This is a genomic window from Mycolicibacterium llatzerense, assembly GCF_000878195.1.
GTDB lineage: Bacteria > Actinomycetota > Actinomycetes > Mycobacteriales > Mycobacteriaceae > Mycobacterium > Mycobacterium llatzerense.
This window is the reverse complement of sequence record NZ_JXST01000013.1, coordinates 66524-92635: the sequence shown is the minus strand read 5'-3', so window position 1 is coordinate 92635 and position 26112 is coordinate 66524. Positions and strand designations below refer to the sequence as shown.

At 66.4% G+C, this 26112-nt stretch carries 24 protein-coding genes; 13 read left to right on the top strand and 11 right to left on the bottom strand.

Annotation, left to right across the window (positions count from 1 at the left end; genetic code table 11):
- Window positions 1-36: 36 nt before the first annotated feature.
- The 4 genes from TL10_RS11305 to TL10_RS11290 form a co-directional block, all read right to left on the bottom strand.
- Window positions 37-408 (bottom strand): LytR/AlgR family response regulator transcription factor, encoded by a 372-nt coding sequence (locus TL10_RS11305; RefSeq protein WP_052506392.1) that lies wholly within the window; start codon window positions 406-408, stop codon window positions 37-39.
- A 41-nt stretch (window positions 409-449) separates the two neighbouring features.
- Window positions 450-2000 (bottom strand): GAF domain-containing sensor histidine kinase, encoded by a 1551-nt coding sequence (locus TL10_RS11300; protein WP_043985719.1) that lies wholly within the window; start codon window positions 1998-2000, stop codon window positions 450-452.
- An 84-nt stretch (window positions 2001-2084) separates the two neighbouring features.
- Window positions 2085-2276, bottom strand: coding sequence for a hypothetical protein (locus TL10_RS11295; protein WP_043400709.1), 192 nt, complete (start codon window positions 2274-2276; stop codon window positions 2085-2087).
- Window positions 2277-2321: 45 nt separating this feature from the next.
- Complete coding sequence (locus TL10_RS11290; protein ID WP_043985718.1) at window positions 2322-2555, bottom strand: hypothetical protein; 234 nt, start codon at window positions 2553-2555, stop codon at window positions 2322-2324.
- Window positions 2556-2828: 273 nt separating this feature from the next.
- Here TL10_RS11290 and TL10_RS11285 point away from each other — a divergent pair, with 273 nt between their 5' ends.
- Window positions 2829-3500 carry a response regulator gene (locus TL10_RS11285; protein WP_043400713.1) on the top strand — a complete coding sequence of 224 codons (672 nt, stop codon included), beginning with the start codon at window positions 2829-2831 and terminating at the stop codon, window positions 3498-3500.
- On the opposite strand, the gene TL10_RS11280 is transcribed toward TL10_RS11285, so the two are convergent.
- Window positions 3478-4131, bottom strand: a complete 654-nt coding sequence (locus TL10_RS11280; protein ID WP_043400716.1) for a DUF1361 domain-containing protein — start codon at window positions 4129-4131, stop codon at window positions 3478-3480. The genes TL10_RS11285 and TL10_RS11280 overlap by 23 nt on opposite strands.
- Window positions 4132-4671: 540 nt before the next feature.
- Between TL10_RS11280 and TL10_RS11275 the strand changes: the two genes are divergently transcribed.
- From TL10_RS11275 to TL10_RS11260, 4 genes are all read left to right on the top strand, one after another.
- Complete coding sequence (locus TL10_RS11275; RefSeq protein WP_043985717.1) at window positions 4672-6474, top strand: N-acetylglutaminylglutamine amidotransferase; 1803 nt, start codon at window positions 4672-4674, stop codon at window positions 6472-6474.
- Window positions 6474-8192, top strand: coding sequence for an N-acetylglutaminylglutamine synthetase (ngg, locus tag TL10_RS11270; protein WP_052506387.1), 1719 nt, complete (start codon window positions 6474-6476; stop codon window positions 8190-8192). The genes TL10_RS11275 and ngg overlap by 1 nt, the downstream gene beginning before the upstream one ends.
- The gene (locus tag TL10_RS11265) at window positions 8192-9442 is read left to right on the top strand and encodes an osmoprotectant NAGGN system M42 family peptidase (protein ID WP_234711431.1); all 1251 of its coding nucleotides are present in this window, start codon (window positions 8192-8194) and stop codon (window positions 9440-9442) included. Before ngg ends, TL10_RS11265 begins: the two co-directional genes overlap by 1 nt.
- A 73-nt stretch (window positions 9443-9515) precedes the next feature.
- Complete coding sequence (locus tag TL10_RS11260) at window positions 9516-9899, top strand: hemerythrin domain-containing protein (RefSeq protein ID WP_052506386.1); 384 nt, start codon at window positions 9516-9518, stop codon at window positions 9897-9899.
- 50 nt (window positions 9900-9949) lie between these two features.
- Here TL10_RS11260 and TL10_RS11255 read toward each other — a convergent pair whose 3' ends face one another.
- Window positions 9950-10234 carry a metallothionein gene (locus tag TL10_RS11255; protein WP_043400722.1) on the bottom strand — a complete coding sequence of 95 codons (285 nt, stop codon included), beginning with the start codon at window positions 10232-10234 and terminating at the stop codon, window positions 9950-9952.
- Window positions 10235-10654: 420 nt separating this feature from the next.
- Here TL10_RS11255 and TL10_RS11250 point away from each other — a divergent pair, with 420 nt between their 5' ends.
- Together TL10_RS11250 and TL10_RS11245 are read left to right on the top strand one after the other, a co-directional pair.
- Window positions 10655-11461 (top strand): SigB/SigF/SigG family RNA polymerase sigma factor, encoded by an 807-nt coding sequence (locus TL10_RS11250; RefSeq protein WP_043985761.1) that lies wholly within the window; start codon window positions 10655-10657, stop codon window positions 11459-11461.
- Between the two features lie 103 nt (window positions 11462-11564).
- Complete coding sequence (locus TL10_RS11245; RefSeq protein ID WP_234711430.1) at window positions 11565-11900, top strand: ANTAR domain-containing protein; 336 nt, start codon at window positions 11565-11567, stop codon at window positions 11898-11900.
- Here TL10_RS11245 and TL10_RS11240 read toward each other — a convergent pair.
- Complete coding sequence (locus TL10_RS11240) at window positions 11897-12256, bottom strand: PE-PGRS family protein (RefSeq protein WP_081936820.1); 360 nt, start codon at window positions 12254-12256, stop codon at window positions 11897-11899. The genes TL10_RS11245 and TL10_RS11240 overlap by 4 nt on opposite strands.
- 238 nt (window positions 12257-12494) lie before the next feature.
- On the opposite strand from TL10_RS11240, the gene TL10_RS11235 reads away from it, so the two are divergent.
- Genes TL10_RS11235 through TL10_RS11225 form a run of 3 tightly spaced genes read left to right on the top strand, consistent with a single transcriptional unit; the run spans window position 12495 to window position 14578 of the window.
- Window positions 12495-13685: a globin domain-containing protein gene (locus TL10_RS11235; RefSeq protein WP_043985716.1), complete on the top strand. Its 1191-nt coding sequence runs from the start codon at window positions 12495-12497 to the stop codon at window positions 13683-13685.
- An 11-nt stretch (window positions 13686-13696) separates the two neighbouring features.
- The gene (locus TL10_RS11230; protein WP_043985714.1) at window positions 13697-14116 is read left to right on the top strand and encodes a hypothetical protein; all 420 of its coding nucleotides are present in this window, start codon (window positions 13697-13699) and stop codon (window positions 14114-14116) included.
- A gap of 33 nt (window positions 14117-14149) precedes the next feature.
- Complete coding sequence (locus TL10_RS11225; protein WP_043985713.1) at window positions 14150-14578, top strand: VOC family protein; 429 nt, start codon at window positions 14150-14152, stop codon at window positions 14576-14578.
- Between the two features lie 7 nt (window positions 14579-14585).
- Here TL10_RS11225 and TL10_RS11220 read toward each other — a convergent pair whose 3' ends face one another.
- Both TL10_RS11220 and TL10_RS11215 read right to left on the bottom strand, forming a co-directional pair.
- Window positions 14586-16544, bottom strand: a complete 1959-nt coding sequence (locus TL10_RS11220; RefSeq protein WP_043400728.1) for a YhgE/Pip domain-containing protein — start codon at window positions 16542-16544, stop codon at window positions 14586-14588.
- A gap of 2 nt (window positions 16545-16546) precedes the next feature.
- Window positions 16547-17239: a hypothetical protein gene (locus TL10_RS11215; RefSeq protein ID WP_043985712.1), complete on the bottom strand. Its 693-nt coding sequence runs from the start codon at window positions 17237-17239 to the stop codon at window positions 16547-16549.
- A gap of 267 nt (window positions 17240-17506) precedes the next feature.
- Between TL10_RS11215 and TL10_RS11210 the strand changes: the two genes are divergently transcribed.
- Entirely contained in the window at window positions 17507-18793 is a 1287-nt protein-coding gene (locus TL10_RS11210) for a lipase family protein (protein WP_156127305.1), read from the top strand.
- A 9-nt stretch (window positions 18794-18802) separates the two neighbouring features.
- Here the strand turns inward: TL10_RS11210 and TL10_RS29560 are convergent, their stop codons facing one another.
- Window positions 18803-19972, bottom strand: coding sequence for a GGDEF domain-containing protein (locus TL10_RS29560; protein ID WP_051955180.1), 1170 nt, complete (start codon window positions 19970-19972; stop codon window positions 18803-18805).
- Between the two features lie 113 nt (window positions 19973-20085).
- Between TL10_RS29560 and TL10_RS11200 the strand changes: the two genes are divergently transcribed.
- Both TL10_RS11200 and TL10_RS11195 read left to right on the top strand, forming a co-directional pair.
- Entirely contained in the window at window positions 20086-22545 is a 2460-nt protein-coding gene (locus tag TL10_RS11200; RefSeq protein WP_043985710.1) for a Tex family protein, read from the top strand.
- A 140-nt stretch (window positions 22546-22685) separates the two neighbouring features.
- The gene (locus TL10_RS11195) at window positions 22686-25061 is read left to right on the top strand and encodes an ATP-binding cassette domain-containing protein (RefSeq protein ID WP_043985708.1); all 2376 of its coding nucleotides are present in this window, start codon (window positions 22686-22688) and stop codon (window positions 25059-25061) included.
- A 65-nt stretch (window positions 25062-25126) separates the two neighbouring features.
- Here the strand turns inward: TL10_RS11195 and TL10_RS11190 are convergent, their stop codons facing one another.
- Window positions 25127-25696, bottom strand: a complete 570-nt coding sequence (locus tag TL10_RS11190) for a glycoside hydrolase (protein WP_043985707.1) — start codon at window positions 25694-25696, stop codon at window positions 25127-25129.
- Between the last annotated feature and the right edge of the window lie 416 nt (window positions 25697-26112).

Genomic DNA, 26112 nt, shown 5'->3' with positions numbered 1-26112 from the left:
GGAGCCGGGTCGATTCGTCTGTGCGGTGCTGTGCGGTCAGCCGATGAGGGCGCGGATCGCGTCACCCGACAGATCGAGTTTCGGCAGAAATCTCGGGGGTGCGTCGGCGGTCGTGAGATCCGCGACGGGCAGCTCGGTGAACGTCGAGGTCAGGATGGCCATGACGTCGGCGGTGCCGGAGTGGGAGTTCAGTTGAGCGACCAGGTCGAATCCGTTTTCCTCGCCGAGGTTCACATCCACCAGCGCGACGTCGGGTCGGAGGCGTTCGACGGTGTGCATCCCGTCCGAGATCGACTGCGCGGTACCGACGACCTCGATGTCGCCCTGCTGCAGGAGCGCCGTTGCAGCGGCCAGGTAGTCGGCGTTGTCGTCGACGATGACGCATCGCAGGGATTGGCGGTTCGTCATGTATTGCATTGTCGCGCAGGGATGCTGGTTGGGCATTCCTGCTAGCCGGTATCTGTGCCGGCGGACAGCGGCTCGTCCGCCAGCGGCATCTCCGCGACCATGGTGGTGCCGGCGCCCGCGGTGCTGGTCAGGCGCAACTTGCCGCCGAGCGCGGCCACCCGGTCCTCGAGGCCGAGCAATCCACTGCCGGCATCGAGGGACGCCCCGCCGACTCCGTCGTCAGCGACCGAGATGCGCAGCGACGTGGCGTCGGTGTCGACGTTCACGGTGACCACGGACGCCTGGGCGTGCTTGGCGGCGTTGGTGAGGGCCTCGGCGACGGTGTAGTAGGCGGCGATCTCAACGGCTTGCGGCAGCCGCACCGGGACGTCGACGTGCACCTCGACCGGCAGCGGCGCCCGGCGGCCGAGGTCGCGCAGTGCCGGACGCAGCCCGCCGCGGGACAGGATCGCGGGATGCACCCCGTGCGCGAGCTCGCGCAGCTCGTCGCTGGCGGTCCGCAGCCCGTCACCGATGCCCGCGATACGGGACTGGAGTTCGGCGGGGTCCTGCGGGATCGCCATCTGCAGGGTGCGAACCTGCAGCGCCAGCGTGACGAGCCGCTGCTGGGCACCGTCGTGCAGGTCGCGTTCGATGCTGCGGCGGGCGTTGTCGGAGGCGGTGACGATGCGGGCGCGGGACGCGACGAGCTCGGCGCGCGCGTGGGCGTTGGCGATGGCCGTGGCGATGAGTTCGGCGAAATCCGTCAGACAGGGTTCGGTGTCGGCGGGCAGGGCGTCCGGACCGGACGTGCCGACAATCATTGCGCCCCAAAGCTGTCCGTCGACCGTGATGGGCACGCCGACGCACGCGTGCAGACCGAGGTCGCGGACGAGCGCCGCCGCCGAACCGTCGGCGTGGGTGTCCATCCGTGCGGGGCGACCCGTCGTCCGGACCATCGCGATGACGTCGTCGCCGTCGAGGGGAAAGGTGGTCCCGACGGAGACCGTCGTGAGGCCCGGCTCGTCGTGTGCGGCAACAAGAGTTGCGGTGCCGCCGGGCTCGTAGCGGACCAGCCCGGCGTTGCGCACGTGCAGCACCGCGGCGACTTCGTCGGCCACGCTCGACAGGACGTCGGCCGGTGATCTGCCCTCGGCGATCTGGGTCGCGACACGTCGCAGCGCACCCTGCTGGTCGGCGAGTTCGCTCACCCGCTCGGTTGCCTCGGTGGCGACCTGCCAGCTCTGGTGCGCGTCGCGGGCACGGGTACGCAGTTGCCAGCCAAGGACATTCGCGATTCCGGCGATCGGGAGGAACACGGAGAGGGTGAGGACATCGATCGGCTTGAGCGGCAGCAGCGGGCCGCCGTCCAGATGCACCTGCAGGTAGGCGATGGCGCTGGCGACGGTGGTCAGTACGGACAGACCCAGGCCCCAGCCCGCGCTCATCACCAGCACCCCGAACATGAAGACGATGGCATAGGTGCTGTGCGGCGGGGGATCGCGCAGCAGCCGCACCACCGCGACCTCGGCGGCGATCAGGCCGGCGGCGACGAGCAGTCCGACGTACCACGGCGGGGTGGAGACAGCCGGATTCCATCGTGCCGGATTCATTCGCCGCCTCCCGCCTGGTCGCCTGATCTCGTCACCGACCCTAACCGCGGTCAGGGCGGCACCGACGGCGACTGGACCGAAGCGTCAGAACGATTGATCGATGTGGCCGGCCGGGGCATTCGAGTTGTGCTCGCCGTTCTGATACTGGCTGTAGGTATCGGTGCCATTGGGGACTGTCGGGTTGGTGTCGGCGGCGGCGACGGGTGCCACCACAAGTGCCCCGCCGACCGCGGCGATGGACAACCACACGGTGACGCGCTTCAGGGTGTTCTTCATGATCGGTGCTCGCTTTCGGATCGGACGGGTGGGTTCGGGATCAGGTCAGTGGTTGCGGAACAGCAGGAAGCCGTAGTCGCCGCCGAACGGCTGCTGCAGTTGGCCGGCCTCCTGGGCGGCCGGACCCGGGGTCGCCACGATCTGGGCGTTCCCGTTGCTCTGCGTGACGGTGGCATCGGTGGGCAGGGTGGCGGCGGCCGCGGTCGGCGCGACGACGATGGCCAGGGCCGCGGCTGCCGTCGCGGCCAGCGGGATGATCCGGGTCCGGTTGATTTGCATTGTCCTCTACCAGCTTTCGGTGTTCTGATGACTTCGGTTGGCCGTGTCCGGCTGTCCTTTACACTGCTCCGGAACGTCGCTGGTGTCGTCACGGCCAGCGCCCAAATGGGGGGTAGGGCTAGCTGCAATAGGAGCCCCCGGTCAGCGGGTCGGGGGCTGATTCACAGGACTGCCCGCGATGGGGCCCGGTGGACAGGCAAGATGAATGCAATGAGCGGCACGTCCGGCGTCTGACGGCACGGCGGCTATGGGGTCGAGACGAACAGGACATACGTGGACGCAGTAGGCGCTAACGAGGGGACGCGTGTCGTCATCGCCGACGACGACGTGCTGCTTCGGGAAGGTGTGGCGAGTCTGCTGACCGGCGCTGGTTTCAGCGTCGTCGGGCAGGCCGGTGACAGCGGTGAACTGCTCACCTTGGTCCGGGCGACCGTCCCTGACCTGGTGGTGACCGATATCCGGATGCCGCCGACGCACACGACCGAGGGCCTGGACGCCGCCAAGGTGATCCGCGGCGAGCTACCGAATGTGGCGATCCTGGTGCTGTCGGCGCACGTCGACGTCGAGCATGCGATGGAACTGCTCGGTGGCGGCCAGCGCATCGGTTACCTGCTCAAGAGCCGCGTCATCGATGTGAGTGACTTCCTCGAGACACTCCACCGCATCACGGGCGGCGCTTCGGTGGTGGACCCCGCCCTCGTACAGGAACTGTTCGCGGCGCAGCGACGTGAAGACCCGCTGGCCGTGTTGACCGAACGTGAGCACGAGGTGCTGGCCCTGATGGCGGAGGGCCGGTCGAACGCCGGTATCGCTCATCAGCTCTGGGTGACCGAAGGCACCGTCGAAAAGCACGTGCGCAGCATTCTCAGCAAGTTGAACCTGCCCGACACGGGTGAGGATCACCGCCGGGTGCTGGCGGTCATCACCTTCCTGGATTCGCGCTGAACCGCAGGCCGCCCAGCGCCCACACGGTTACGTAGGCCAACCCGAAGAACGCGGCGACCGCCAGTCCGACCCCGGTGGATTGCACGTAGGACAGCGGCGAGCGCACCCACTCGAACGTGGCTGCCACGACGGCGTGCGGCCGGGTGACCAGGTCCCAGGAATTCCACCGCTGAAACCGGCCGATGACCACGCCGATCGCACACAGACCCACGGACACGACCACGGTGAGCCAACCCCAGATCGGACCGAATTCGCGATCGATGCGCTTGTGCACCAGTAACAACGACACGGTGCCCAGCAAGATGCCGGTCCACGCGGCGAACCCGTATTGCAGGACGTGGCGCCACAGCTCGTCCTGCTCGCCCAGATGCACCAGGTCGGTGACGAGATACGGCGCGTTCGGCAGGAACGCCAGCCAGCCCAGCCCCAGCGGCAGCAGCCACCGGCGCCGGGATACCGCGGCGAAGGCGCCGGCGAAGAGCATCGGAATCCAGGCCAGAAACATGTTCCAGACCAGGAACCATGTCGGGTAGGACAGCGGCGCTGCCGGATCGGTGATCCCGAGAACGAGTGTCAGGGCGGTCGTGGCGAGCAGGGCGGCGACCAGCAGGTACCCGCGGAAATCGATCACCTGACCAGTGTGCCTGCAATCTTGCCGGCACTTCGTGGGTTGAGGTTTAGCCGCGCCGGTTGCGGGTATGCCAATGGCAGCGGGCAGCACGCGTGCCCCAGTTGACCGAGCGAAGCCACGGAGGGGAGCAGTCCTTGACGGACTCGAGGTACAACTCAATACGACGGATTCGGCGCCTCGCGGCGATCGGCGCGGGCGCGAACACGGTGGTGGACCCACTGAGTGAGCGCTGCGCGAACACCCTCGCCAATCGGGCGGTGGCACAGACATTTTGACGACGTTGGTCGGCTACCGCGCAACGCGGTAGCCGGCCAACTGGAATCGGCGCTACGAAATCGATTGGAAATCAACGAAAACTCCAGATGACGCTGCCGGAGTACGGCTTGTGTGCCAGGTGCTTTCGTGGCCGTCAATCAGATCGCTGCAGGCTCGGCGAGCAAACACAGTGCAGCAGAGCATATTTGACCGATCCTTACGTCGACGGTGATCATCGGGTACGGTGAAATCGGAGACGTCCACCAAGGGAGCTGACTTTCCACCATGTGCGGCATTGCCGGCGAAATCGCCTGGGGCCGTGGTGCTGATCTGGCGGCGGTTGCCGCCATGACCGACCGTTTGGCATCGCGGGGCCCGGACAGTAGCGGACTGTGGGTGCGGGACGGGGTGGCGCTCGGCCACCGGCGCCTGGCCATCATCGATCTGTCCAGTCACGGACATCAACCCATGCACGATCCGGAGCTCGGCCTCACCGTCGTTTTCAACGGGTGCATCTACAACTATCCCCAACTGCGCCAGGAACTTTCGGGCAAGGGATACCGCTTCTTCTCGCACAGTGACACCGAGGTGGTGCTGAAGGGGTATCAGGAGTGGGGCGAGCGGGTCGTCGAGCACCTCTACGGGATGTTCGCGTTCGCCGTCGCGGAGATCGAGTCGGGTCGGGTGCTGCTGGCGCGCGACCGCCTCGGGGTCAAACCCCTGTACTGGTGTGAGGCCGCCGGGGGAGCGCTGCGTTTCGCATCGTCCCTGCCTGCCCTGGTGGCTGCAGGCGGAGTCGATACCGAACTCGATCCCATTGCGCTGCAACACTATCTGAGCTTTCACTCGGTTGTGCCGGCGCCGCGCACCATCCTACGTGGTGTGCAGAAGCTGCCGCCGGGCACCATCATGCGCATCGAACCCGATGGGAAGCGCACTGAAACGACCTACTGGGAACCCACTTTCGAGCGGTCGCTCGAGCGGGCCGACTGGACCGCGGACGACTGGCGGGACGCCGTGCTGGCGTCACTTCGCACCGCGGTAGAACGCCGTCTGGTCGCCGACGTGCCGGTGGGCTGCCTGTTGTCCGGTGGCCTGGATTCCAGCTTGATCGTCGGTCTGCTCGCCGAGGCCGGCCAACACGGGCTGGCCACGTTCTCCATCGGATTCGAGGCCGCAGGCGGCGAGGAAGGCGACGAGTTCAAGTACTCGGACGTCATCGCCCGCCAATTCGACACCGACCACCACCAGATTCGCGTCGACTCGTCACGCATGCTGCCCGCCCTCTCCGGTGCGATCGACGCCATGAGCGAGCCGATGATGAGCCACGACTGCGTGGCGTTCTACCTGCTGTCGCAGGAAGTCAGTCAGCACGTGAAGGTCGTGCAGTCCGGGCAGGGCGCCGACGAGATCTTCGCCGGCTATCACTGGTATCCGCCGATGGCGAGCGCGGCCGACAACGATCCAGTCGACGCGTTGCGTCGCTACCGCAGCGCATTCTTCGACCGCAGTCATGAGGCGGTCAACCGGCTGCTGCAGCCGCAGTGGCAACTCGAGCACGACTCCGCGGCGGCGTTCGTCCTGCAGAATTTCACCCATCCGGGCGCGGCCACCGCGACCGATCGGGCGCTGCGGCTGGACACCACCGTCATGCTCGTCGACGACCCGGTCAAGCGGGTCGACAACATGACCATGGCCTGGGGACTGGAAGGCCGCGTGCCGTTCCTCGACCACGAGCTCGTCGAGCTGGCGGCGGCCTGCCCGCCGGAGTTCAAGACCGCGCAGGGCGGAAAGGGTGTGCTGAAAGATGCTGCGCGCAAAGTCATTCCGGCCGAGGTCATCGACCGCCCCAAGGGCTATTTCCCGGTGCCCGCGCTCAAGCATCTGGCCGGGCCCTACCTGGACCTCGTGCGTGACGCGCTGCACAGCCGGGCCGCGCGCGACCGGGGTCTGTTCGCCCCCGGTGTCGTCACCGAGATGTTCGCCGATCCCAACGGCAATCTCACGCCGCTGCGCGGGAATCCGTTGTGGCAGGTCGGTTTGCTGGAATTGTGGCTCGCCACACACGTCGACGGAGTGGGTCGATGATGACAACGCACACCGGCGACATGGCCGAGGGCGTCATACAGGACATGGGTTGGGGGCGGCTGGTTTTCGGTCAGACCTTCCACGACCCTGATGAGTTCGGCACGGCACTGCGGGAGGAGGGCAGTGGCCGTCGTGACATCGGCATGTACCTCGATGCGCCCCATGTCTTCGTGGCGCTGCACGCCCATGAATTCTTCATCGACCCGAGTTTCACGTACCGGCTCGACCTGACCAAGCCCATGCAGTTCCGGCCACCCGATGTGCCGGGATTGTCGGTCCGCCAGGTGAATTCGATCGACGACTGCGTCGCGATCAACCACATCTACGTGCGGTGTCACATGGTGCCGGCCGACAGCGACCTGATGTGGACCAACAGCCAGTCTGCGCCGCAGGTGGTGTACCTGGTCGCCGTCGACGACCAGACCGGTCAGGTTGTCGGCACGGTGACCGGTATCGATCACAGCCAGCTGTTCGGCGATGAGGAGAACGGCTCCAGCCTGTGGTGCCTGGCGGTCGAGCCGACCGCCACCCGGCCCGGCACCGGCGGCCTGCTGGTGCGCTCGCTGATCGAGGAGTTCATCCGGCGGGGACGGGCCCAGATGGACCTGTCGGTGCTGCACAACAATGACGGCGCGATCGCGCTGTACGAGCGCATCGGCTTCACGCGCGTGCCCGCCGCGCTCGGGATCAAGCGCAAGAACGCGATCAACGAACCGCTGTTCGCTCCGGTCAAGCCGGAAGAGCAACTGGCACACCTGAACCCGTATGCGCGCATCATCGCCGACGAGGCGATCCTGCGGGGCATCGCGGTGGACGTGCTCGATGCGCAGGGCGGCTACCTTCGGCTCACCCACGGCGGCACCAGCGTCGTCACCCGCGAGTCGCTGTCCGAACTGACCAGCGCGGTGGCGATGAGCCGGTGTGACGACAAGCGCGTCGCCCGGTCGGTCGTCGCGGATGCGGGTATCCGCGTACCGGAAGGCTGCACAGCGACTTTCACCGACGAAGACTGTCGCTTCCTGGAGAAGGTGGGGTCCGCCGTCGTCAAACCGGCCCGCGGCGAACAGGGCGCGGGCATCACCGTCGGGGTCACCGGTGCCGATGACCTGAACCGCGCCATCGGGCTCGCCATGCAGCACTGCCCCGACGTTCTCATCGAAGAGCGTTGCGAGGGAGAGGATTTGCGCGTCGTCGTCATCGACGGCAAGGTGATCGCCGCGGCCATCCGCCGGCCACCCGAGGTGATCGGTACCGGTACGCACACCATCCGCCAGCTGATCGAAGCGCAGAGCCGGCGCCGCTCGGTGGCCACGCACGGGGAATCGGCGATTCCGCTGGACACCATCACCGACGACACCGTTCACAAGGAAGGCTGGCAGCTGGAGGATGTGCTGCCCGCGAACGAACGACTGGTTGTGCGCCACACGGCGAACCTGCACACCGGCGGGACCATTCACGACGTCACCGACGATCTCAACCCCATGCTGGCGAAAGTGGCGGTGGACGCGGCGGAGGCGATCGAGATTCCGGTGACCGGAATCGATCTGATCGTGCCGACGGTGCGGGGCGAGGAGTATGTGTTCATCGAAGCGAACGAGCGACCGGGCCTGGCCAATCATGAGCCGCGCCCGACCGCGCAGGCGTTCATCGATCTGCTGTTCCCGCGTACCGCGGCCACGCCGTGGGCCTGGCATCCCGACCCGATCGAGCAGCGCTGATGGCTGAACCCGATAACGCCGTAGGCACCCGGATGTCGGTGGACGACCGGGGCTGGATGGTCGACACGCTCTTGGCGCTGCTGCAGACGCCGAGCCCGTCGGGACGTACCGACGCGGTGATGCAACTGATCGGCCAGATCCTGACCAAACTCGGTGTGCCGTTCACGCTGACCCGCCGCGGCGCGCTCATCGCCGAACTGCCGGGACGGTCGCAGACCACCGACCGCGCCATCGTGGTGCACTCGGACACCATCGGCTGCATGGTGCGCGAACTCAAGGACAACGGCCGGCTGGCGCTCGTGCCCGTCGGCACCTTCTCGGCACGTTTCGCCACCGGTGCCCGGGTCCGCATCCTGCCTGACGACGCCGACCGGTTCTTCACCGGAACAGTGATGCCGCTCAAGGCAAGTGGTCATGCGTTCGGTGACGAGATCGACACCCAGCCGACCAGTTGGGACGACGTCGAAGTCCGGGTCGATCGCAATGTGACATCGCGCGCGGACCTCGAACAGTTGGGCTTGAACGTCGGGGACTTCGTCGCACTGGTGGCGAGCCCGGAGCTGACCGAAGACGGCTTCGTCGTCTCCAGGCACCTCGACGGCAAGGCCGGCGTGGCCATTGCCCTGACGCTGGCCAAGGTCATCGCCGAGCGCAACATCGTGCTGCCGCATCGGACGACGCTCATGGTGACCATCACCGAGGAAGTCGGCCACGGTGCCAGCCACGGACTGCCACCCGACGTAGCGGAGCTGGTGTCCGTCGACAACGCGGTGTGCGCGCCCGGCCAGCAGTCGCTCGAACACGGCGTCACCATTCCGATGGCCGACATGCACGGACCGTTCGACTACTACCTGACCCGCAAGTTGTGCCGGTTGGCCCAGGAGAAGGGAATCACCTACGCCCGCGACATCTTTCGGTACTACCGGTCGGATGTCGCGGCCGCCATCGAGGCCGGCGCCGCCACGCGCGCGGCGCTCGTGGGATTCGGGCTCGACGGCAGTCACGGCTGGGAACGCACCCATCTCGATTCGCTCGAAGCCACATATCTGCTGCTGTACGGCTGGCTCCAGACGCCACTGACGTTCGAGATGTGGGACGCACAGCCGTTCGGCGACCTGGAAGATTTTCCCGCCGAACAGGCCGTGGCCAGCGAGCAGTGGGTGCCGCTGTCGCGCGGCGACTTCGCGGACCCCGGAACGGCGTCACAAGGGCATCACTGGCCACCCGAGGACGGCAGCGGGGACGGGTAGCCGGCGTTTACTTCGGCGCGGACCGGGCAGTAGTACCGGGATACACCCGGGCCAGACAAAAAAGGGGAATCGCATGACACCGGTGTCGACGACTGCCAAAGATGACGTCATCGACTACGTCAAGGCTCAGCACCTGACCACGCGCCGCCTGTTCGACAAGACGCTGCACGCGCAGGACGCCACCGAGCGTCAGCAGTATTTCGCGGAACTACGCGCGGCGCTGACCGCGCAGGAAGTGACCGAGGAGCTGCTGGTGCATCCGCGGGTACGGCGCGGGCGCGTGGTCGAGTCGCTGCGCGGCGAAGCGGACGACACCAAGGAGCAGCTGGACCACGTGACACAGCTGGACCTGACATCCGCGGAATTCGAGACCGCGCTGACCGACCTGCAGCAGGCCACCGAGGACCACACGCAACGCGTCGAAGCCGAAGAATTCCCGCTGCTGACGGGTCGGTGATGTCGAGAGCCTTCGGCACGTAACTCGAGCCCGTCCAAATCGACAGGGCTTCAGTCGCCCGGCACCGGCGCGATCGACCGCAAACCGAACTGCCAACGCTCGGTGTTTGCCGACGGCTTTGCGTCGTCGTCGGCGGCCTGGGCGCAATGTTCGCAGCAGTACGGGCTGCCGTCGATTCGCAACGCGTGGCCGAGGATTCGACATCCGCAGTGCCGGCACGTCGGGGCCACCATGGTGGCCATACATTCGATGCAGTCAAAGCTGGCGCTGCGGCCGTTCCAACTAACGGTGAACGACTGATCGCAATCTGTTCCGCAGGTAATACACACCGCCATCGAAAAATGCGCTTCCTGTCAGTGTTTTCCGAATGTTGCTGTCGCCGATTCGGTGGATACCCGGGGCGGTTACCGGCCAAACCTGTTCTGGCAGAAAAGTTTCTTCGGTCTGACCAGCCGTTATCGATGGTCGGCGGCGAGTAGCGGTGGTGTCACGCTCTGATGAGCGGTATGGTCGATTACAGCGCCCATGCGGCGCAGTCGCTTAGACCGAAGCGATGCCAGCTGAGCGCTACCTGACGGTGTGCGGCCGCGGTCCAGATCAGGGCGCGGCTGAGTGAATACCGGGGTGGCGGTCGACTACGGCAGATTGCCGGTCCACCTTGACTGGTGGAAACAATGCGCATGCCACGGCGCCGAGTAGATGCTCGGAGCGCCGATTCTTCTAATGCGTGTTGTGGGCCTGTGGAAGGCACGTTCATGTCAACCTTGTTGCTGGAGAAGCGTTTACCCGAAAAGACCCGGTATTCCGACGAGTATGCGGATGTACCGGATATGGTGGCGACGCTACGCACGCTTCCTGCGGAATCCGACGAATTCATGAGGCAGCGCGATCGCATCGTGATGCGGTGCTGCCCGCTGGCGGACCGGCTCGCCCGCCACTTCGACGGCAAGGGCGAGAACCTCGACGACCTGACCCAGGTTGCCCGAGTCGGTTTGATCCAGGCGGTCAATCGCTTCGACCCCAACAATGGGGCAGCCTTCGTCGCGTTTGCCGTCCCGACGATCATGGGGGAGTTGCGCCGCCACTTCCGGGACTATGGCTGGAAAGTCCACGTACCGAGGAGCATCCGAGATATTCGTCAGCAAATCAAAGGTGTGACAACAGAATTGACGCAGCGGCTGGGTCGTACGCCGAACGCCGGCGAACTGGCCGAGGCGTTGGGTGTTGCGCCGGAACAGATCACAGAAGGACTCTTGGCAGCCAATGCCTATCAGCCGCAGTCCCTCGACACGCCCGTCGTCGACAACGATGACAATCCGCAGTCACTCTCCGACGTGCTCGGTGATGTCGACGACGGGTTCGAGCGGGTCACCGAGCGCGAATCGGTCAAGCCGGTGCTGGAAGCTCTGCCGGTTCGTGAGCAACGGATCCTCTACCTGCGATTCTTCGCATCGAAGACGCAGCGCCAGATCGCCGACACGATCGGCGTCTCGCAGATGCACGTCTCGCGGATCCTCGAGCGGACCCTGCGGGAAATTCGGGAGCAGGTTGCGCACGCCTGACAGTGACGCACAGCTGACGGCGCTCGGGCATAACGGGTTACGATGAATCAGGCCCGGATTTCACGGGCTGGATACGACTATGCCCGAGCGCCGAGTCACGGATATGACCGATACGGAGTCCGGTCACGTGATCGGGACCGAAGGGTTCTACGTCGAGGTCACCGAGAGTGTGCAGTCGAACGTCACCAAGGCCATGTTCCGCGTCGTGGAATCACGTGCGGTGATCAAGCAAGCCAAGGGCGTGCTCATGGTGACCTATGGCGTCGACGCCGACCGCGCGTTCGACATCCCGAGATGGCGGTCGCAGGCGACGCAGGTGAAGCTCAAGACCGTGGCCGCCGAGTTCGTCAATGCGCTGATGCGACGGGGACTTTCGTCCGAGTGCACCAGCGCCGTCGACCGGCTGCTGGTCGCCGATACGGGGCTCGCCGACGACTAGCCGTGGCCGCCGCCGCAGCCGACTCCGGGAATGCAACCGCTGCCACCGGGAATGCCGCCCGGGCCGGCGTTGACACCACCGGAACCGCAGGCCGGGCCGTACTGGGTGGGTATGCAGCCGGCACCTCCCGGGCCGCCTCCAGGACCACCGTTCACGCCGCCGGAACCGCACTGGCCGTTGACGCAGCCGCTGCCGCCCGGGCCGTCATTGTCGGCCGGTTGTAGCGGATAGCTGGTCAAGACCGGGTTGTTGCCGACGGTGCTCGACACGATATCGGCTGATACGAACGGGGCGGCCACGCCAGCCGATGCGAACGCGCCGGCCGCCAGGAACGGAATCACCTTGTTACTGAACATGTCTAGTGCATAACCGGCATCCGGCGCGGTCAAACGTCGTGTTGGCGGATGGAATCGCAAATCGGTGGTCTTGGTGCCCGCCGAAGCTATTACTACGTTGTGTCGTAGCTCACAATCGTTAATACTTGCATGGATCATGCTTATTTAAATAGCCTGGTTGACAGGTGGAGGACGGGTATCGGGACATCTTCGATCCAGGTCGCGCCAGCGCATTCACGAGGAAGTGAGAGGTTCTGCCATGTTGTCTACAGCCCAGTTGTCGCCGGCCCACGCCGAGGTCGTCAAGGCCACGCTGCCGGTGGTCGGCGGTGCGATCGGCGAGATCACGCCGGTCTTCTACCGCCGGTTGTTCGCGGCGCATCCCGAATTGGAGCGGGATCTGTTCAACCGCGGCAATCAGGCAAACGGGTCGCAGCAGAAGGCGCTGGCCGGATCGGTCGCGATGTACGCCACGTTGCTCGTCCATCCCGACGCTCCCGGCGCAGACGTCATCGAACGGATCGCGCACAAGCACGCGTCGTTGGGCGTGGCACCCGAGCAGTACCCGGTGGTCTATGAGCATCTGTTCGCGGCCATCGTCGAGGTGCTCGGCGCGGACGTCGTCACCGCGGATGTCGCCGAGGCATGGACTGCGGTCTACTGGTCGATGGCCGACACGCTGATCGGCCGTGAACGTGAACTGTACGAGGCGGCCGGAACGGACCCGGAACATGTCTGGATGCCGGTCCGGGTAGTCGAACGGGTACAGCAGTCACCGCTCACCGTGGCCTTCGGGCTCGCCGCCGCCGATGGCGCCGAACTCCCTGATTTCGCTCCGGGACAATACATTTCGGTGGCGGTCCAGCTGCCCGACGGGGCCCGCCAGATTCGCCAGTACAGCCTGTCGCACGCCGGTGCCGACGACCGGTGGCGCATCTCGGTGCGTCGGGAGGGTGCGGTGTCGTCATACCTGCACGAGTACGTGTTCGAAGGCGACGTGCTGCAGGTGTCACACCCGTTCGGTGACATCACCCTCGACAGTCCCGCGGACACCCCGCTGCTGCTGATCTCGGCGGGCATCGGCATCACTCCCGTGCTGGGCATGCTCTATTTCATCGCGGCCGAGCAGCCGGGACGCTCCGTGACCGTGGTGCACTGCGACCGCACCCGTGCCAGTCACGCGCACCGCGCGGAACTGGCCGACCTCGTCGCGCAGATTCCGGGCGCGACACTGCACACCTGGTACGACGGGCTGCCCGACGGCTATCCGCTGACCGAACCCGACCGGCGCGGCCGAATCGACCTCAGCGCCATCGACTTCCGCTCCGATGCCAACGTCTACATCTGCGGTCCGACCCCGTTCATGGAAGCGGCGGTCCGGCAGCTCGGGGACGCCGGCGTGCCGCGTGACCGCATCTGGTTCGAAGCGTTCAGCCCGCTGGCCGCCTAGCCTCGATTCCGATGAGTACTCCCGCAGCGGTCCAGGTTGCCGTCACCTTCGTCTGGTTGGGGATGGTGCTGGCCATCTCCTTCCTGGAGGCGCCGCTCAAATTTCGGGCACCGAACGTCACCCTGCCGATCGGGCTCGGCATCGGGCGGCTGGTGTTCCGGGCACTCAACAGCGTCGAGCTGGTGTTCGCGACGGGAATTGTGTTGGCGGCCTTGGTGAGTCGGCCTGCGCTGGCCGTCACCACCGCGTTCGCCGTGGCCGTGGGGGCGTTGGCCGTGCAGCTGGTCGCCGTGCGTCCCGGGCTGAATCGCCGGTCGGATGAGGTGCTCGCCGGCCGCGTCGGCCCGCGCTCCCGTGGTCACCATGTCTACGTGGCACTGGAGTTGATCAAGGTCGTCGCACTCCTGGTCGCCGGCGTCTGTTTGCTCTGACAGCATGTCGGTGGGGCTACGTAGCCTGGGGTCATGAAGCAGCAAGTGCACTTCTTCACGTTGGCCACCGTTGATCTGGATGCGACCCGGCAGTTCTACACCGCGCTCGGCTGGACGCCGACGCTCGATGTGCCGGGGGAGATCATCTTCTATCAGACGGCGCCGGGCCAGCTGCTCGGCTTCTTCCTCGCGGAGAAGTTCAACGCCGACCTGGCGCAGGCCGCCGACCACTCACAGGTCAGCGGAATCACTTTGGCGCACAACGTCGACAGCCAGGACGAGGTCATCGAGCTGGCTGCGGCCATGACCGGCGCGGGCGGCACCACCCTCAAGCCGCCGCAGCCCGGGCAGTTCGGCGGGGTGTTCCACGCGCACATCCAGGATCCGAACGGCGTGATCTGGGAGATCGCGCACAACCCGGGGTGGCGCATCAACGCCGACGGCACTGTCAGCCTGGGCTAGCCCCGGGCTACATCTTGATGGCGGGCAAGAGCCGGATCAGGTTCCAGGTCCGGTTGCGGCGGGCGCACAAGCTCGAAATGCCCAGTGCGCCAAGCCAAATGCATACCAGCACGATGATCGCGTGCCACAGGCGGCCGTCGATGCCACCCAGGATCAACTGACGAAGTCCGTTGACGCCGAACGTCATCGGATCGAACGAATGCAGCACCTGGAAGGGTCTGGCCGTCGTCTCGACCGGGTACATGCCGCCGGCACTGACCATCTGCAGCATCAGCAGCGCCATGATCAGCACCCGTCCCACCGCCGGTCCGACCAGGGCGTTGATGGCCTGTGTCGCGGCCACGAAGGCCAGCGAGATCAGCATCATGAAGCCCAGCATCGCCACCGGATGCGACACCTGCATGCCGAGACCGAATCGCACCACGCAGTACAGGATGATCGACTGCCCCACGGCGAGCGCCGCGGCCGGCAGGTAGCTCGCCAGCACCACCCGGATTGCCAGCACCTCGGCCGCGATCGGGCGGTTCTGCAAGGGCCGCAACACCATCCACAGCACGAGCGCGCCGAAGAACAGCGCCAGCGTCAGGAAGAACGGGGCCATGCCGGTGGCGAAGTTGGGGGCACCGTTCTCGTGTGAGGACTCCAGGTGCACCGGACCGCCGATGGTGTCGGCGATGGCCTCTTTCTGCTGCTCGGTCCAGGTCGGCACCTGCTTGGCGCCGTCGCCGAGCTTGGTGGCCAGTTCGTGCGAACCGTCCTTGAGTTGGGTGGTGCCGGACTTCAACTGGCGCGCCCCGTCATCGAGTTGCACGATGCCGCTGGCCAATTGCGCATTGCCGGTGGCCAGTTGCTGGGCGCCGTTGCGCAGCTGGTTGAGCTTGTCGGTCAGCTGCTGACCGCTGCCGCCCACCTGATCGAGCGCCGTCCGCAGCGGACTGCCGGGGGAGCGCAGCGTCTCGGTCATCGAGATCGCCGCATTGCGCCCATCGGTGATCTGCTGACGGATCTGTGGCGTGAACTGATGGCCGTTCAACTGGTCCTGGACGCCGCGCAGGGTGTTCACGGCGCCGATCGACACCGGATCCTGATTCACCGAAAGTTGTTGGATCACCGAGCCGATCGCCGCGGCCGCCGTGTCCTGCGCGGTGGCCAGCGCACCGGCCTGATCGGCCGCCTGCTCCAGCGCCGTCGCGCTCTGCTGCAACTGGTCGGTGCTGCCGCCGACCTGCGACAGGGCCTTGGTCACCTTCAACAACGGATCGGTGGCCTGGTTGATGCCGGTGGAGAGCTGCTTTGCGCCCGCGGAGAGCTTGGCCGAGCCGGAGCGCGCGTCGCTCAGGCCGCTCGACAATTTGCCCGCGCCGGTATCGACCTGCGCCGCGCCGTCGGCCAGTTTCTGCGCCCCGTCGGCGGCCTGCTTGATGCCGGTGCCGGACGAAACCACCACGGACAGAATCTGATTGACCGCCTGGCCGGAGATGCGGGTGGACACCGCGTTGAGTACCTGGCTGGTGGCGGTCCGCCCGATGGTCGACGAGATGTAGTTGTTGGCGTCGTTGTACACCGCGATCAGCTGTGCTTTTTCGGGATCGCCGGTGACCGGTGAGGCGATGGCCTCGCTGAAGTTCTCCGGCAGCTCCAGCATGAAGTAGTACTTGCCGTGCTCGACGCCGTCGCGTGCCTCCTGATCGCTCACCACGTGCCAGTCCAGGCTGCGGTCGTCGGTCAGGCTCTTGGCGATCTGCTCGCCCGCGTTGACGTGAACGCCCTCGACGACGGCGCCGCGGTCGGCGTTCACCAGCGCCACCGGCATCTTGTTGACCTGGCCGAACGGATCCCAGAACGCCCACAGGTACAGGGCGCCGTACACCAGCGGCAGCAGCATCAGCACCACGATCGCGGCGCGCGTCATGCGGCTGCGGCCGAATCGTTTGATCTCCGAGCCGAATGCGAGTCCAGCAAGCATGGTCAGGCCTTTCCGGTCAGCATGCGGCGGTCATGCAGAACGTGGTGGGGTGCGTCGTCGCCCAGTGGGTTGGTCACCCCGACGACGACGGTGCGGTGTTCGGCGAGGGCGCCGAGTCGCTGCACGGCGAGGGCCCGGCGTTCGTTGTCGCGTACCTGCTCGAGGTCGCCGACGATCAAAACGGGCCGGTCGGACATGAGCGCCAAGGTGATGCGCAGCAGGAAGAGCTCCAGATCGGACAACTCGATGATGAAGGTCTTCGGCGACAGCAGGGGAAGGTCGTCCCCGAACACCGCCGTCATCTCCGGTGTGTCGGACTGGACCGGCACCCACGCCGGAAACGGCGACACCCAACGGCGCTGTTCGGTGAGCACCGTCTGCACCGTGACCATGTCCTCCAGGTCGTCGATGTCGGCGAACGCGGCGATGGCGCAGTGTTTCCGGATGGCACGTGGCCCCGTCGCGCCGTTGACGGTGACAGTGCCCTTGGTCGGTTTGAGCCGGCCGGCGAGCGACAGCAGCAGGGTGTGCTGGGCCGGTCCGCCGGGCATCTGGATGGCGTGGAACCCGGGCCGCAATTCCAGGTCGACGTCAGAGAAGAGCGCGCCGTGCTCACCGATGACGCTGAGGCCCTGCGCGGTGATCACCGGCGGGCTGTCCGCTGCGTCCGGGGCGGCCGTCGTCTCGTCGTCCATTGCTGCTCATCTCCGGGGTCGAAGTAACGATGGCCAGTAAATCAGCGTGGCAAGGGAAATCTGCCCTTAGCGGGCATCCGGGGGTTGTGATGTCACGCCGAATCCGGGGCGATATGACATGGCAGGCACAGGCAGGCTCGCGGACCTCGCGGATCGCTTCCAGGGAGCGTCTGTGCGACCCGCCACTCGACGTCTGTCAAGAACACGATTCTTTGATTCGGGAATCTGTGATTTCGTATACGAGAGTCTCGTTGTTATCGTCCCGTTATGCATCGCTTCGGGGGCGTCCTATCCGCGTGTCTACTCATCGTTTCTGTGCTGGCGGGAATGCCCGTAGCCCACGCGGACGGCGATGAGCCGCAGTACGCCGAGTTCTATCTGCCGCCCGATCCGCTGCCGCCGGGGCAGCCCGGTGATCTGATCCGGACCGAACCGTCGCGGCTGGTGCTCGAACCGTCGGGCCAGCTCGGCGCGATCATGGCCACCGGGACCCGGATCATGTATCGCAGCACCGATGCCCGCGGAAACCCGGTCGCGGTCACCGGCACCTACTTCGAGCCCTACAACGACTGGCCGGGCAAGGGACCCCGGCCGCTGATCAGTTACGCGGTGGGGACCCAGGGTCAGGGCAACCAGTGCGCACCGTCGCGGCAGTTCAACCAGGGCATCCACTATTCGGGTGGCTGGGACATCATGGTCAACTACGAAGAGGCGTTCATCGCGACGATGGTGGCCCGCGGTTTCGCGATCGTGATGACCGACTACGAGGGCCTCGGCACCCCCGGGATGCACACGTACGTCAACCGCGTCGCCGAGGCCGCGGCGGTGCTCGACGCCGCGCGGGCCGCCAAGAAGCTGCCGGGTACCTCGTTGGATCCCAATGGGCCGGTTGCTTTCTGGGGCTATTCGCAAGGCGGCGGCGCCGCGGCATCGGCGGCGGAGTTGGCGTCCTCCTATGCTCCTGACCTGCACGTCGTCGGCACCTACGCCGGTGCTCCGGTGGCCGACCTCAAGGAGCTGTTCCCGTATACGGACGGCAGCGCGTTGGTCGGCGTGGTCGGCTACGCGCTCAACGGCGAGATCTACGCGTACCCGGAGTTCGCCGACCTGATCCGTTCCAAGCTCACCCAGCGAGGCAAGGACATGCTCGAGAGTGTCTCGCGGCAGTGCGTGGGGCAGACCATCGTCGACTTCATGTTCCGGCACCTGCAGCCGTACTTCACCGAAGACATCAACGTGCTGATCGAGGAAGAGCCGTTCAAGACACTTTTCGAGATGCAGAAGCTGGGCAAGTACAAGCCGAATGCGCCGGTGCTGATCAACAGCAACCGATACGACCCGCTGGTGCCGTGGACCGCGGCCAATCAGCTGGGCCGCGACTGGTGTGACATGGGCGCCGACGTCGAGTTCCGCACCAACGAGGAACCGCCGTTCCTGAACAAGCTGGTGATCAACCATGCCCTGCCGATGCTGGTGGACGGGGAGCCGGCGATGCAGTGGATCGCCGCGCGGTTCAACGGTGAGCCCACGTCGCCGAACTGCGGGACCTACTGAGCCGGAGGCTCAGTCGCGCTCGCCGGCCGCCGATGCGCGGATCACGCGGTCGCGGCCGCGGTTCTTCGCCTCGTACATCGCCACGTCGGCGCGGTGGATCGCCGAGCGCAACCCGGCCTTGTGCCCGAGCTGGGAGACCCCGATGCTCACCGTTCCGGCGAGCACAACGTCGTTGTGGCTGAACGTGGCGGCGGCGAACGCCACCCGGAGCCGGTCGGCGATGACCGCCGCCTGACTTTCGTCGACGCCCGGCAGCATGGCGCAGAATTCTTCGCCGCCGATCCGGGCCAGCAGGTCGCCGCTGCGCAGATTCGACCGTGCCACGGACGCGAATTCGGCCAGCAGCCGGTCGCCGGCCTCGTGCCCGAAGACGTCGTTGACGGCCTTGAATTCGTCGAGGTCCATCACGATGACCGAGCACCGGAGCTGCCGCGCGACGCATTCCTCGGCGAGCCGCTGCGCCTGGATCATGAACCCGGCGCGGTTGAGGGTGCAGGTGAGGGAGTCGAGCATGGCCGCGTCGGCCAATTGGTCCTCGAGCCGTTCCCACCCCATCAGCGACAGACACAGGTTGATGGACATGACGGAAAAGGCGAAGAGCAGCATCGGCAGCGACACGAGCGGGGTGGTCGTGGCGAACTGCACGGCGCCGGCATCGAGATGCAGGCTGACCGCGCGCCCGACCGCCGCCGCGGCCGCGACGACGTACAGGCCGATCAGGATGCGTCGCGAAGCCAGGCGCTCGACGCGCTGGGCCTTGATGCCGTCGATGACGCTCAGCGCGAAATACCCGGCCAGCACCAGAGCCGTGAGCGACACGCGGGCCGGGATGCTGGTGGTGAACGGCGGTATCAATTGCAATGCGACCAGTACCGCCAGCGGCCCGGCCGCCATCGCCCGGCCGCGGATGGGCTGTCCGTTGAAAGCGCACAGGCCGCCCCAGATCAACGACCAACAGGTGACGAGCAGGATATTGGCGACCGTCACCGACAACACCTCGGGTACCAACCCGCGGAAGCTCAGGAGTCCGGCGCCGAGGGCACCGGCGAAGTTGCCCGCGCCCCAGAGCTGGACCGCGGGGTGTCTCCGCTTACCGGCCCCCACCCAGACATGCAGCAACCCGAAAACCAGGGCGGTCATCGAGACGACCATCCACAGGGTGCGCACGTCGGGGTTCATGTCGCGCTATCGGGTGCGCTCGGGAGCGTGCGGCATCGGGAGCGGCTGGGGCATAGCGCAAACTTACTCGCCGCTGCCGACGACTGTCGGCGGCATTGGGTAGGGTCCAGCCCGTGAATTTGAGCGTCAAGTCTGTCGTCAAGTCCGTGAACGCGCGTCTCGCCGAAGAGCTGGCCGTTGCCGAGGGTCAGGTCGACGCCGCAGTACGGCTACTGGACGAAGGTGCGACCGTGCCGTTCATCGCCCGGTACCGCAAGGAAGTCACCGGCAGCCTGGACGACGGTCAGCTCCGCACCCTCGAGGAGCGGCTGCGCTACCTGCGCGAATTGGATCAGCGGCGCGACGCGGTGCTGGCCTCGATCGAGGAGCAGGGCAAGCTGACCGACGAGCTGAAGGCGGCGCTGCTGGCCGCGGAGACGAAGGCTCGGGTCGAGGACATTTACCTGCCATACAAGCCCAAGCGGCGCACCAAGGCGCAGATCGCCCGCGAGGCCGGCCTGGAGCCGTTGGCGGACCGGCTGCTCGCCGACCCGACGCTCAACCCCGACGAAGTGGCCGCCGAATTCCTGGCCGAGGAGGTGGCCGACATCGCCGCCGCGCTCGACGGGGCCCGCCACATTCTGGTGGAGCGGGTGTCCGAGGACGCCGAGCTGGTCGGTGCAGTGCGCGAGAAGTTCTGGGCCGACGGCACGCTGAGCACCAAACCGTGGTCCGAGGAAGCGGCGAAAAGTCCTGCCGCGCAGAAGTTCCGCGACTACTTCGAGTACTCCGAGCCGTTGGAGGCCATGCCCTCGCACCGCGTGCTCGCGGTGTTGCGCGGCGAGAAGGAAGAAGCGCTGTCGCTCAACTTCGATGGCGGCGACGACGCGCTGTACCAGGCCATGATCGCCCAGTCGCTCGGGGTCGACATGGGTGCCGGCGGCGCGGCCACGCCGTGGCTGACCGCGACGGTCGGCTGGGCCTGGCGCACCAAGCTGATGTTCTCGGCGGCCGTCGACGCCCGGATCCGGCTGCGGCAGCGCGCCGAGGAGGACGCCGTCGCGGTGTTCGCCAAGAACCTCAAGGACCTGCTGCTGGCCGCGCCCGCCGGGACCCGCGCCACGCTGGGGCTCGATCCCGGATTCCGCACCGGCGTCAAGGTCGCGGTGGTGGACGGCACCGGAAAGGTCGTCGACACCTGCGCGATCTTCCCGCATCAGCCGCAGAACAAGTGGGACGCTGCCAAAGCGACGCTGGCGGCCCTGGTCGCACGGCACAACGTCGAGCTGATCGCCATCGGCAACGGCACCGCGTCGCGCGAAACCGATGCGCTGGCAACCGAACTCATCGCCGATCTGAAGGCGGCCGGGGCTTCAGGTCCCTCGCGTCTGCCGACCAAGGCGATGGTCAGCGAGGCCGGGGCGTCGGTGTACTCGGCGTCGGCCTACGCCGCGCACGAACTGCCCGAGCTGGACGTCACGCTGCGCGGTGCGGTCTCGATCGCCCGTCGCCTCCAGGACCCACTCGCCGAACTCGTCAAGATCGAACCGAAGTCCATCGGCGTCGGGCAGTACCAGCACGACGTGACGCCCGGGACCCTGGCCCGCAGCCTGGACGCGGTGGTCGAGGATGCCGTGAACGCGGTCGGTGTCGACCTCAACACGGCCTCCGTGCCGCTGCTGGCCAAGGTGTCCGGCGTGACCGAGTCGCTGGCCGAATCGATCGTGTCGCACCGCGACAACACCGGGCCGTTCCGTAGCCGCAGCGGCCTGCTCGACGTTCCGCGCCTGGGGCCCAAGGCTTTTGAGCAGTGCGCCGGCTTCCTGCGGATCCGCGAAGGCGACGACCCGCTGGACGCCTCGGGCGTGCACCCCGAGGCCTACCCGGTGGTGCGCCGGATCCTGGACCGCGCCGGCGTCACCCTTGCTGAGCTGATCGGCGACGAGCGCAAGCTCCGGGCGCTCAAGCCGGGCGACTTCGCCGACGACCGCTTCGGCATCCCCACCGTGACCGACATCCTGGGCGAGCTGGAGAAGCCCGGCCGTGACCCGCGGCCCGCGTTCTCCACCGCGACCTTCGCCGCCGGTGTCGAGAAGGTGTCCGACCTCAAGGTCGGCATGGTGCTGGAGGGCGTGGTGACGAACGTGGCCGCGTTCGGTGCTTTCGTGGACGTGGGTGTGCACCAGGACGGTCTGGTGCACGTCTCGGCGATGGCCGACCGCTTCGTCTCCGACCCGCACGAAGTGGTCAAGTCCGGTCAGGTCGTCAAGGTCAAGGTGCTCGAGGTCGATGTCGAGCGGCAGCGGATCGGGCTGACCCTGCGGTTGAACGACGATCCGCAGCGCCCCCGCGACGGCAAGCGGCCCGAGCAGGGCAGCGGACCCCGGCGCGACGGTGGCGGTCAGCCGCGCGGCCGCGATGGCGGCAACCGTGGCGGCAATGGCGGTGGCAGTGGCGGTGGCGGTGGACAGAACCGCGGTCAGAACCAGGATCGCGGACGTAATCCACAGCGCGGCAACGCCGGTGGCCGCCGGGAGGCCGCACCGTCGGGTTCGATGGCCGAAGCCCTGCGCAAGGCTGGCTTCGGCAAGTAGGGCCTATTCCCGCGAACAGACGTAAAACTGTCGAAAATCAGTGGAACTTGACAGTTTTACGTCTGCTCGCGAAGAAACCTGCGGCGCGTTGATCAGGAATCGAGAAGCGCGGCTGATCGGCGCCCGGTTAGCGTGTGGATATGCCCAGCAGAACACATGCCGCTGACAGCCACGACCTGATCCGAGTGGTCGGTGCCCGGGAGAACAACCTCAAGGACATCAGCGTCGAGATCCCGAAACGGCGCCTGACGGTGTTCACCGGGGTGTCCGGGTCCGGCAAGAGCTCGCTGGTCTTCGACACCATCGCCGCCGAATCGCAGCGGCTGATCAACGAGACCTACAGCGCGTTCGTCCAGGGATTCATGCCGTCGCAGGCCCGCCCCGATGTCGACGTGCTCGAGGGATTGACCACCGCGATCATCGTCGATCAGGAGCGGATGGGTTCGGACCCGCGCTCCACGGTCGGCACCGCCACCGACACCGGCGCCCTGCTGCGCATCCTGTTCAGCCGGATCGGGGAGCCGAATATCGGCTCTCCGCAAGCATTTTCGTTCAACGTAGCCTCGATCAGTGGTGCCGGCGCGGTGACCATGGAACGCGCTGGACGCACCGTCAAGGAGCGTCGTGATTTCAACATCGTGGGCGGCATGTGTCTGCGGTGCGAGGGCCGTGGCTCGGTCAATGACTTCGACCTCGCCGCGCTCTACGACGACAGCAAGACGATCAACGAGGGCGCGATCACCATTCCCGGCTTCAGCATCGAGGGTTGGTACGGCCGAATCTTCAACGGCTGCGGCTTCTTCGACCCCGACAAGCCGATTCGCAAGTTCACCAAGAAGGAACTGGATGCCCTCCTGCACAAGGAAGCGACCAAGATCAAGGTCGACGGCGTCAACCTCACCTACCTGGGTCTCATCCCACAGATCAAGAAGTCGTTCCTGAGCAAGGACGTCGAGGCGATGCAGCCGCATATCCGGGCGTTCGTCGAGCGCGCGGTGACCTTCACGACCTGCCCCGAGTGCGAGGGGACCCGACTCTCGGAGTTGGCTCGCTCGTCAAAGATCAAGGGCGTCAACATCGCTGAGGCATGCGCCATGCAGATCACCGACCTGGCCGAGTGGGTCGGGGCGCTGGCCGATGACAAGCGCCTGGGCGCCGGGGTGGCGCCGCTGGTGGCGGCGCTGCGGCACACGCTCGATTCGTTCGTCGGGATCGGACTCGGATACCTGTCGCTCGCTCGGCCCGCCGGCACCCTGTCCGGCGGAGAAGCGCAGCGAGTCAAGATGATTCGTCATCTCGGCTCGGCGCTGACCGACGTCACCTACGTGTTCGACGAGCCGACCATCGGACTGCACCCGCACGACATCACCCGCATGAATGAACTGCTGATCCAGTTGCGGGACAAGGGAAATACCGTGCTGGTCGTCGAACACAAGCCGGAAGTGATCGGCATTGCCGACCATGTGGTGGATCTCGGCCCCGAGGCCGGCTCCGGCGGCGGCCAAGTGGTCTACGAAGGCACGGTGAAGGGTCTGCGCGGCAGCGGCAGCATCACCGGCCGGCACCTGGACGACCGGGCATCGCTGAAGGAGACGGTCCGGGAAGCCAACGGGGCCTTGGAAATTCGCGGTGCAGACACGAACAATCTGCAGGACGTCGACGTGGACATTCCGCTCGGCGTGCTCGCCGTGATCACGGGCGTGGCAGGTTCGGGCAAGAGCTCCCTGATCGACGGTTCGGTGGCCGGCCGCGACGGCATCGTCACCATCGATCAGGCACCGATTCGGGGTTCGCGACGGAGCAATCCGGCCACCTACACAGGACTGCTCGACCACATCCGTAAGGCGTTCGCGAAAGCCAACAACGTCAAACCCGCACTGTTCAGCTCGAATTCGGAGGGCGCCTGCCCGGCTTGCAACGGAGCCGGGGTCATATACACCGACCTGGGGGTGATGGCGACCGTCGAGTCCCGCTGTGAAGAGTGCGAAGGCCGACGGTTCGGGGCCTCGGTGCTCGAATACACCCTCGGCGGCCAGAACATCGCCGAAGTGCTGGCCATGCCGGTCGCCGACGCGGAGAAATTCTTCTCCGACGGCGACGCACAGGTGCCCGCGGCGCAGAAAATCCTGGCGCGGATGGTCGACGTCGGGCTGGGCTACCTGACGCTGGGGCAGCCGCTGACCACGCTGTCCGGTGGAGAACGGCAACGGCTCAAGCTCGCCACGCAAATGGGGGAGAAGGGCGACGTCTACATCCTGGACGAGCCCACCACCGGCTTGCACCTCGCGGATGTCGAGCAACTGCTGGCGCTGCTGGACCGGATCGTCGACGGCGGCAAGTCCGTCATCGTCATCGAGCATCACCAGGCCGTCATGGCGCACGCCGACTGGATCGTCGACCTGGGTCCCGGCGCAGGTCATGACGGTGGCCGGGTGATCTTCGAGGGTTCTCCGGCGGACCTGGTGGCCGCCGGCAACACGCTGACCGGGTCGCACCTGGCCGAGTACGTCAAATAGCAGTCAGGGCTGCGACCGCCGAGCGGTCGCAGTCCTGACTGTGAAACAGAGGGGTCGTTGAACGGTTAGACGGGCATCTCCGGGCCCTCAGGGGCCGGAGCGGGAGCCTCGGGAGCCGGCGCGGGGGCCTCTGGGGCCGGCGCGAAGCTGGCGGCCTGGATGATCTCCGGAGCCGGGATGTCGGCCGGACCGGCCGGACCGGCCGGCGGCGCGTCCAGCGGGCCATCCAGGGGCAGGTCGGCGGGGATGTCCTCACCCGGGGCCAGGGGCAGGTGCATGTGGTGGGTGAACTGGCGCTGGAAGGCGCCGCCGCCACCGATGCGGACGCCGCCGCCCTCGCCGCTGGACACCGGGGTGCCGTCGGGCAGGGTCACGGCCGTGTGGCCGCCGTTCCAGCCGATGTTCAGGGCGCCGGGCGCGGAGCCGGGCAGGAAGCCGCGGGCACGCAGGGCGGCCTCTTCGTTGCCGGTGTTGAACCGGTTGCCGTAGACGGGACGGCCGGTGGCGGCGTTGGCCACCCAAGACGCCAATCCGGAGCAGTCGGTGCCGCGTGCCGAGTCTCCGCCGGAGATGTACGGCGTACCCGAAACCTGGTTGACCAAAGCCAACAGCGATGCGGTCGCAATAGCAAACATGACGATGAACGCTAGCAACGAAAAATCGCGATGGTCAAAATACTGTGTCTGCCATCACGTTTCGCGAATCGTGTGGTGTGCGTTACATCTATGTTTATTCGCATCTACTTGGGGGAGAAGCGATTTCGTGTATTCGCAGGTGAATACGCAAAACATACTGCCATACACAGCTTTTCCGCAAATGCAAGGTCGCGAGGCACGTTGCGGAGTCGTAATCAGCTAATTCTGAAGGCGGCTCTCGGGGCCTCGACACGGTTTTTGCGCCGGATTCGGGTGTGGACCGATGGATCCGTGCAGACATCTGTCGTTCATCTGGACCGGTCAAGTGGCGCGGCTTTATGACGCCCCTGTGGCGCATGTGACTTGGGGTGTCGGCCCTCAGTTCAGAGTCGGCTCAGGCCGTTGACCCTGCGTGT

What these genes read in the sequence shown, in the direction of transcription:
- TL10_RS11305 (WP_052506392.1), bottom strand. Translation starts at nt 408, where the DNA reads ATGACGAACCGCCAATCCCTGCGATGCGTCATCGTCGACGACAACGCC.
- TL10_RS11300 (WP_043985719.1), bottom strand. Translation starts at nt 2,000, where the DNA reads ATGAATCCGGCACGATGGAATCCGGCTGTCTCCACCCCGCCGTGGTAC.
- TL10_RS11295 (WP_043400709.1), bottom strand. Translation starts at nt 2,276, where the DNA reads ATGAAGAACACCCTGAAGCGCGTCACCGTGTGGTTGTCCATCGCCGCG.
- TL10_RS11290 (WP_043985718.1), bottom strand. Translation starts at nt 2,555, where the DNA reads ATGCAAATCAACCGGACCCGGATCATCCCGCTGGCCGCGACGGCAGCC.
- TL10_RS11275 (WP_043985717.1), top strand. Translation starts at nt 4,672, where the DNA reads ATGTGCGGCATTGCCGGCGAAATCGCCTGGGGCCGTGGTGCTGATCTG.
- ngg (WP_052506387.1), top strand. Translation starts at nt 6,474, where the DNA reads ATGACAACGCACACCGGCGACATGGCCGAGGGCGTCATACAGGACATG.
- TL10_RS11265 (WP_234711431.1), top strand. Translation starts at nt 8,192, where the DNA reads ATGGCTGAACCCGATAACGCCGTAGGCACCCGGATGTCGGTGGACGAC.
- TL10_RS11260 (WP_052506386.1), top strand. Translation starts at nt 9,516, where the DNA reads ATGACACCGGTGTCGACGACTGCCAAAGATGACGTCATCGACTACGTC.
- TL10_RS11255 (WP_043400722.1), bottom strand. Translation starts at nt 10,234, where the DNA reads ATGGCGGTGTGTATTACCTGCGGAACAGATTGCGATCAGTCGTTCACC.
- TL10_RS11250 (WP_043985761.1), top strand. Translation starts at nt 10,655, where the DNA reads ATGTCAACCTTGTTGCTGGAGAAGCGTTTACCCGAAAAGACCCGGTAT.
- TL10_RS11245 (WP_234711430.1), top strand. Translation starts at nt 11,565, where the DNA reads ATGACCGATACGGAGTCCGGTCACGTGATCGGGACCGAAGGGTTCTAC.
- TL10_RS11240 (WP_081936820.1), bottom strand. Translation starts at nt 12,256, where the DNA reads ATGTTCAGTAACAAGGTGATTCCGTTCCTGGCGGCCGGCGCGTTCGCA.
- TL10_RS11235 (WP_043985716.1), top strand. Translation starts at nt 12,495, where the DNA reads ATGTTGTCTACAGCCCAGTTGTCGCCGGCCCACGCCGAGGTCGTCAAG.
- TL10_RS11230 (WP_043985714.1), top strand. Translation starts at nt 13,697, where the DNA reads ATGAGTACTCCCGCAGCGGTCCAGGTTGCCGTCACCTTCGTCTGGTTG.
- TL10_RS11225 (WP_043985713.1), top strand. Translation starts at nt 14,150, where the DNA reads ATGAAGCAGCAAGTGCACTTCTTCACGTTGGCCACCGTTGATCTGGAT.
- TL10_RS11220 (WP_043400728.1), bottom strand. Translation starts at nt 16,544, where the DNA reads ATGCTTGCTGGACTCGCATTCGGCTCGGAGATCAAACGATTCGGCCGC.
- TL10_RS11215 (WP_043985712.1), bottom strand. Translation starts at nt 17,239, where the DNA reads ATGGACGACGAGACGACGGCCGCCCCGGACGCAGCGGACAGCCCGCCG.
- TL10_RS11210 (WP_156127305.1), top strand. Translation starts at nt 17,507, where the DNA reads ATGCATCGCTTCGGGGGCGTCCTATCCGCGTGTCTACTCATCGTTTCT.
- TL10_RS29560 (WP_051955180.1), bottom strand. Translation starts at nt 19,972, where the DNA reads ATGAACCCCGACGTGCGCACCCTGTGGATGGTCGTCTCGATGACCGCC.
- TL10_RS11195 (WP_043985708.1), top strand. Translation starts at nt 22,686, where the DNA reads ATGCCCAGCAGAACACATGCCGCTGACAGCCACGACCTGATCCGAGTG.
- TL10_RS11190 (WP_043985707.1), bottom strand. Translation starts at nt 25,696, where the DNA reads ATGTTTGCTATTGCGACCGCATCGCTGTTGGCTTTGGTCAACCAGGTT.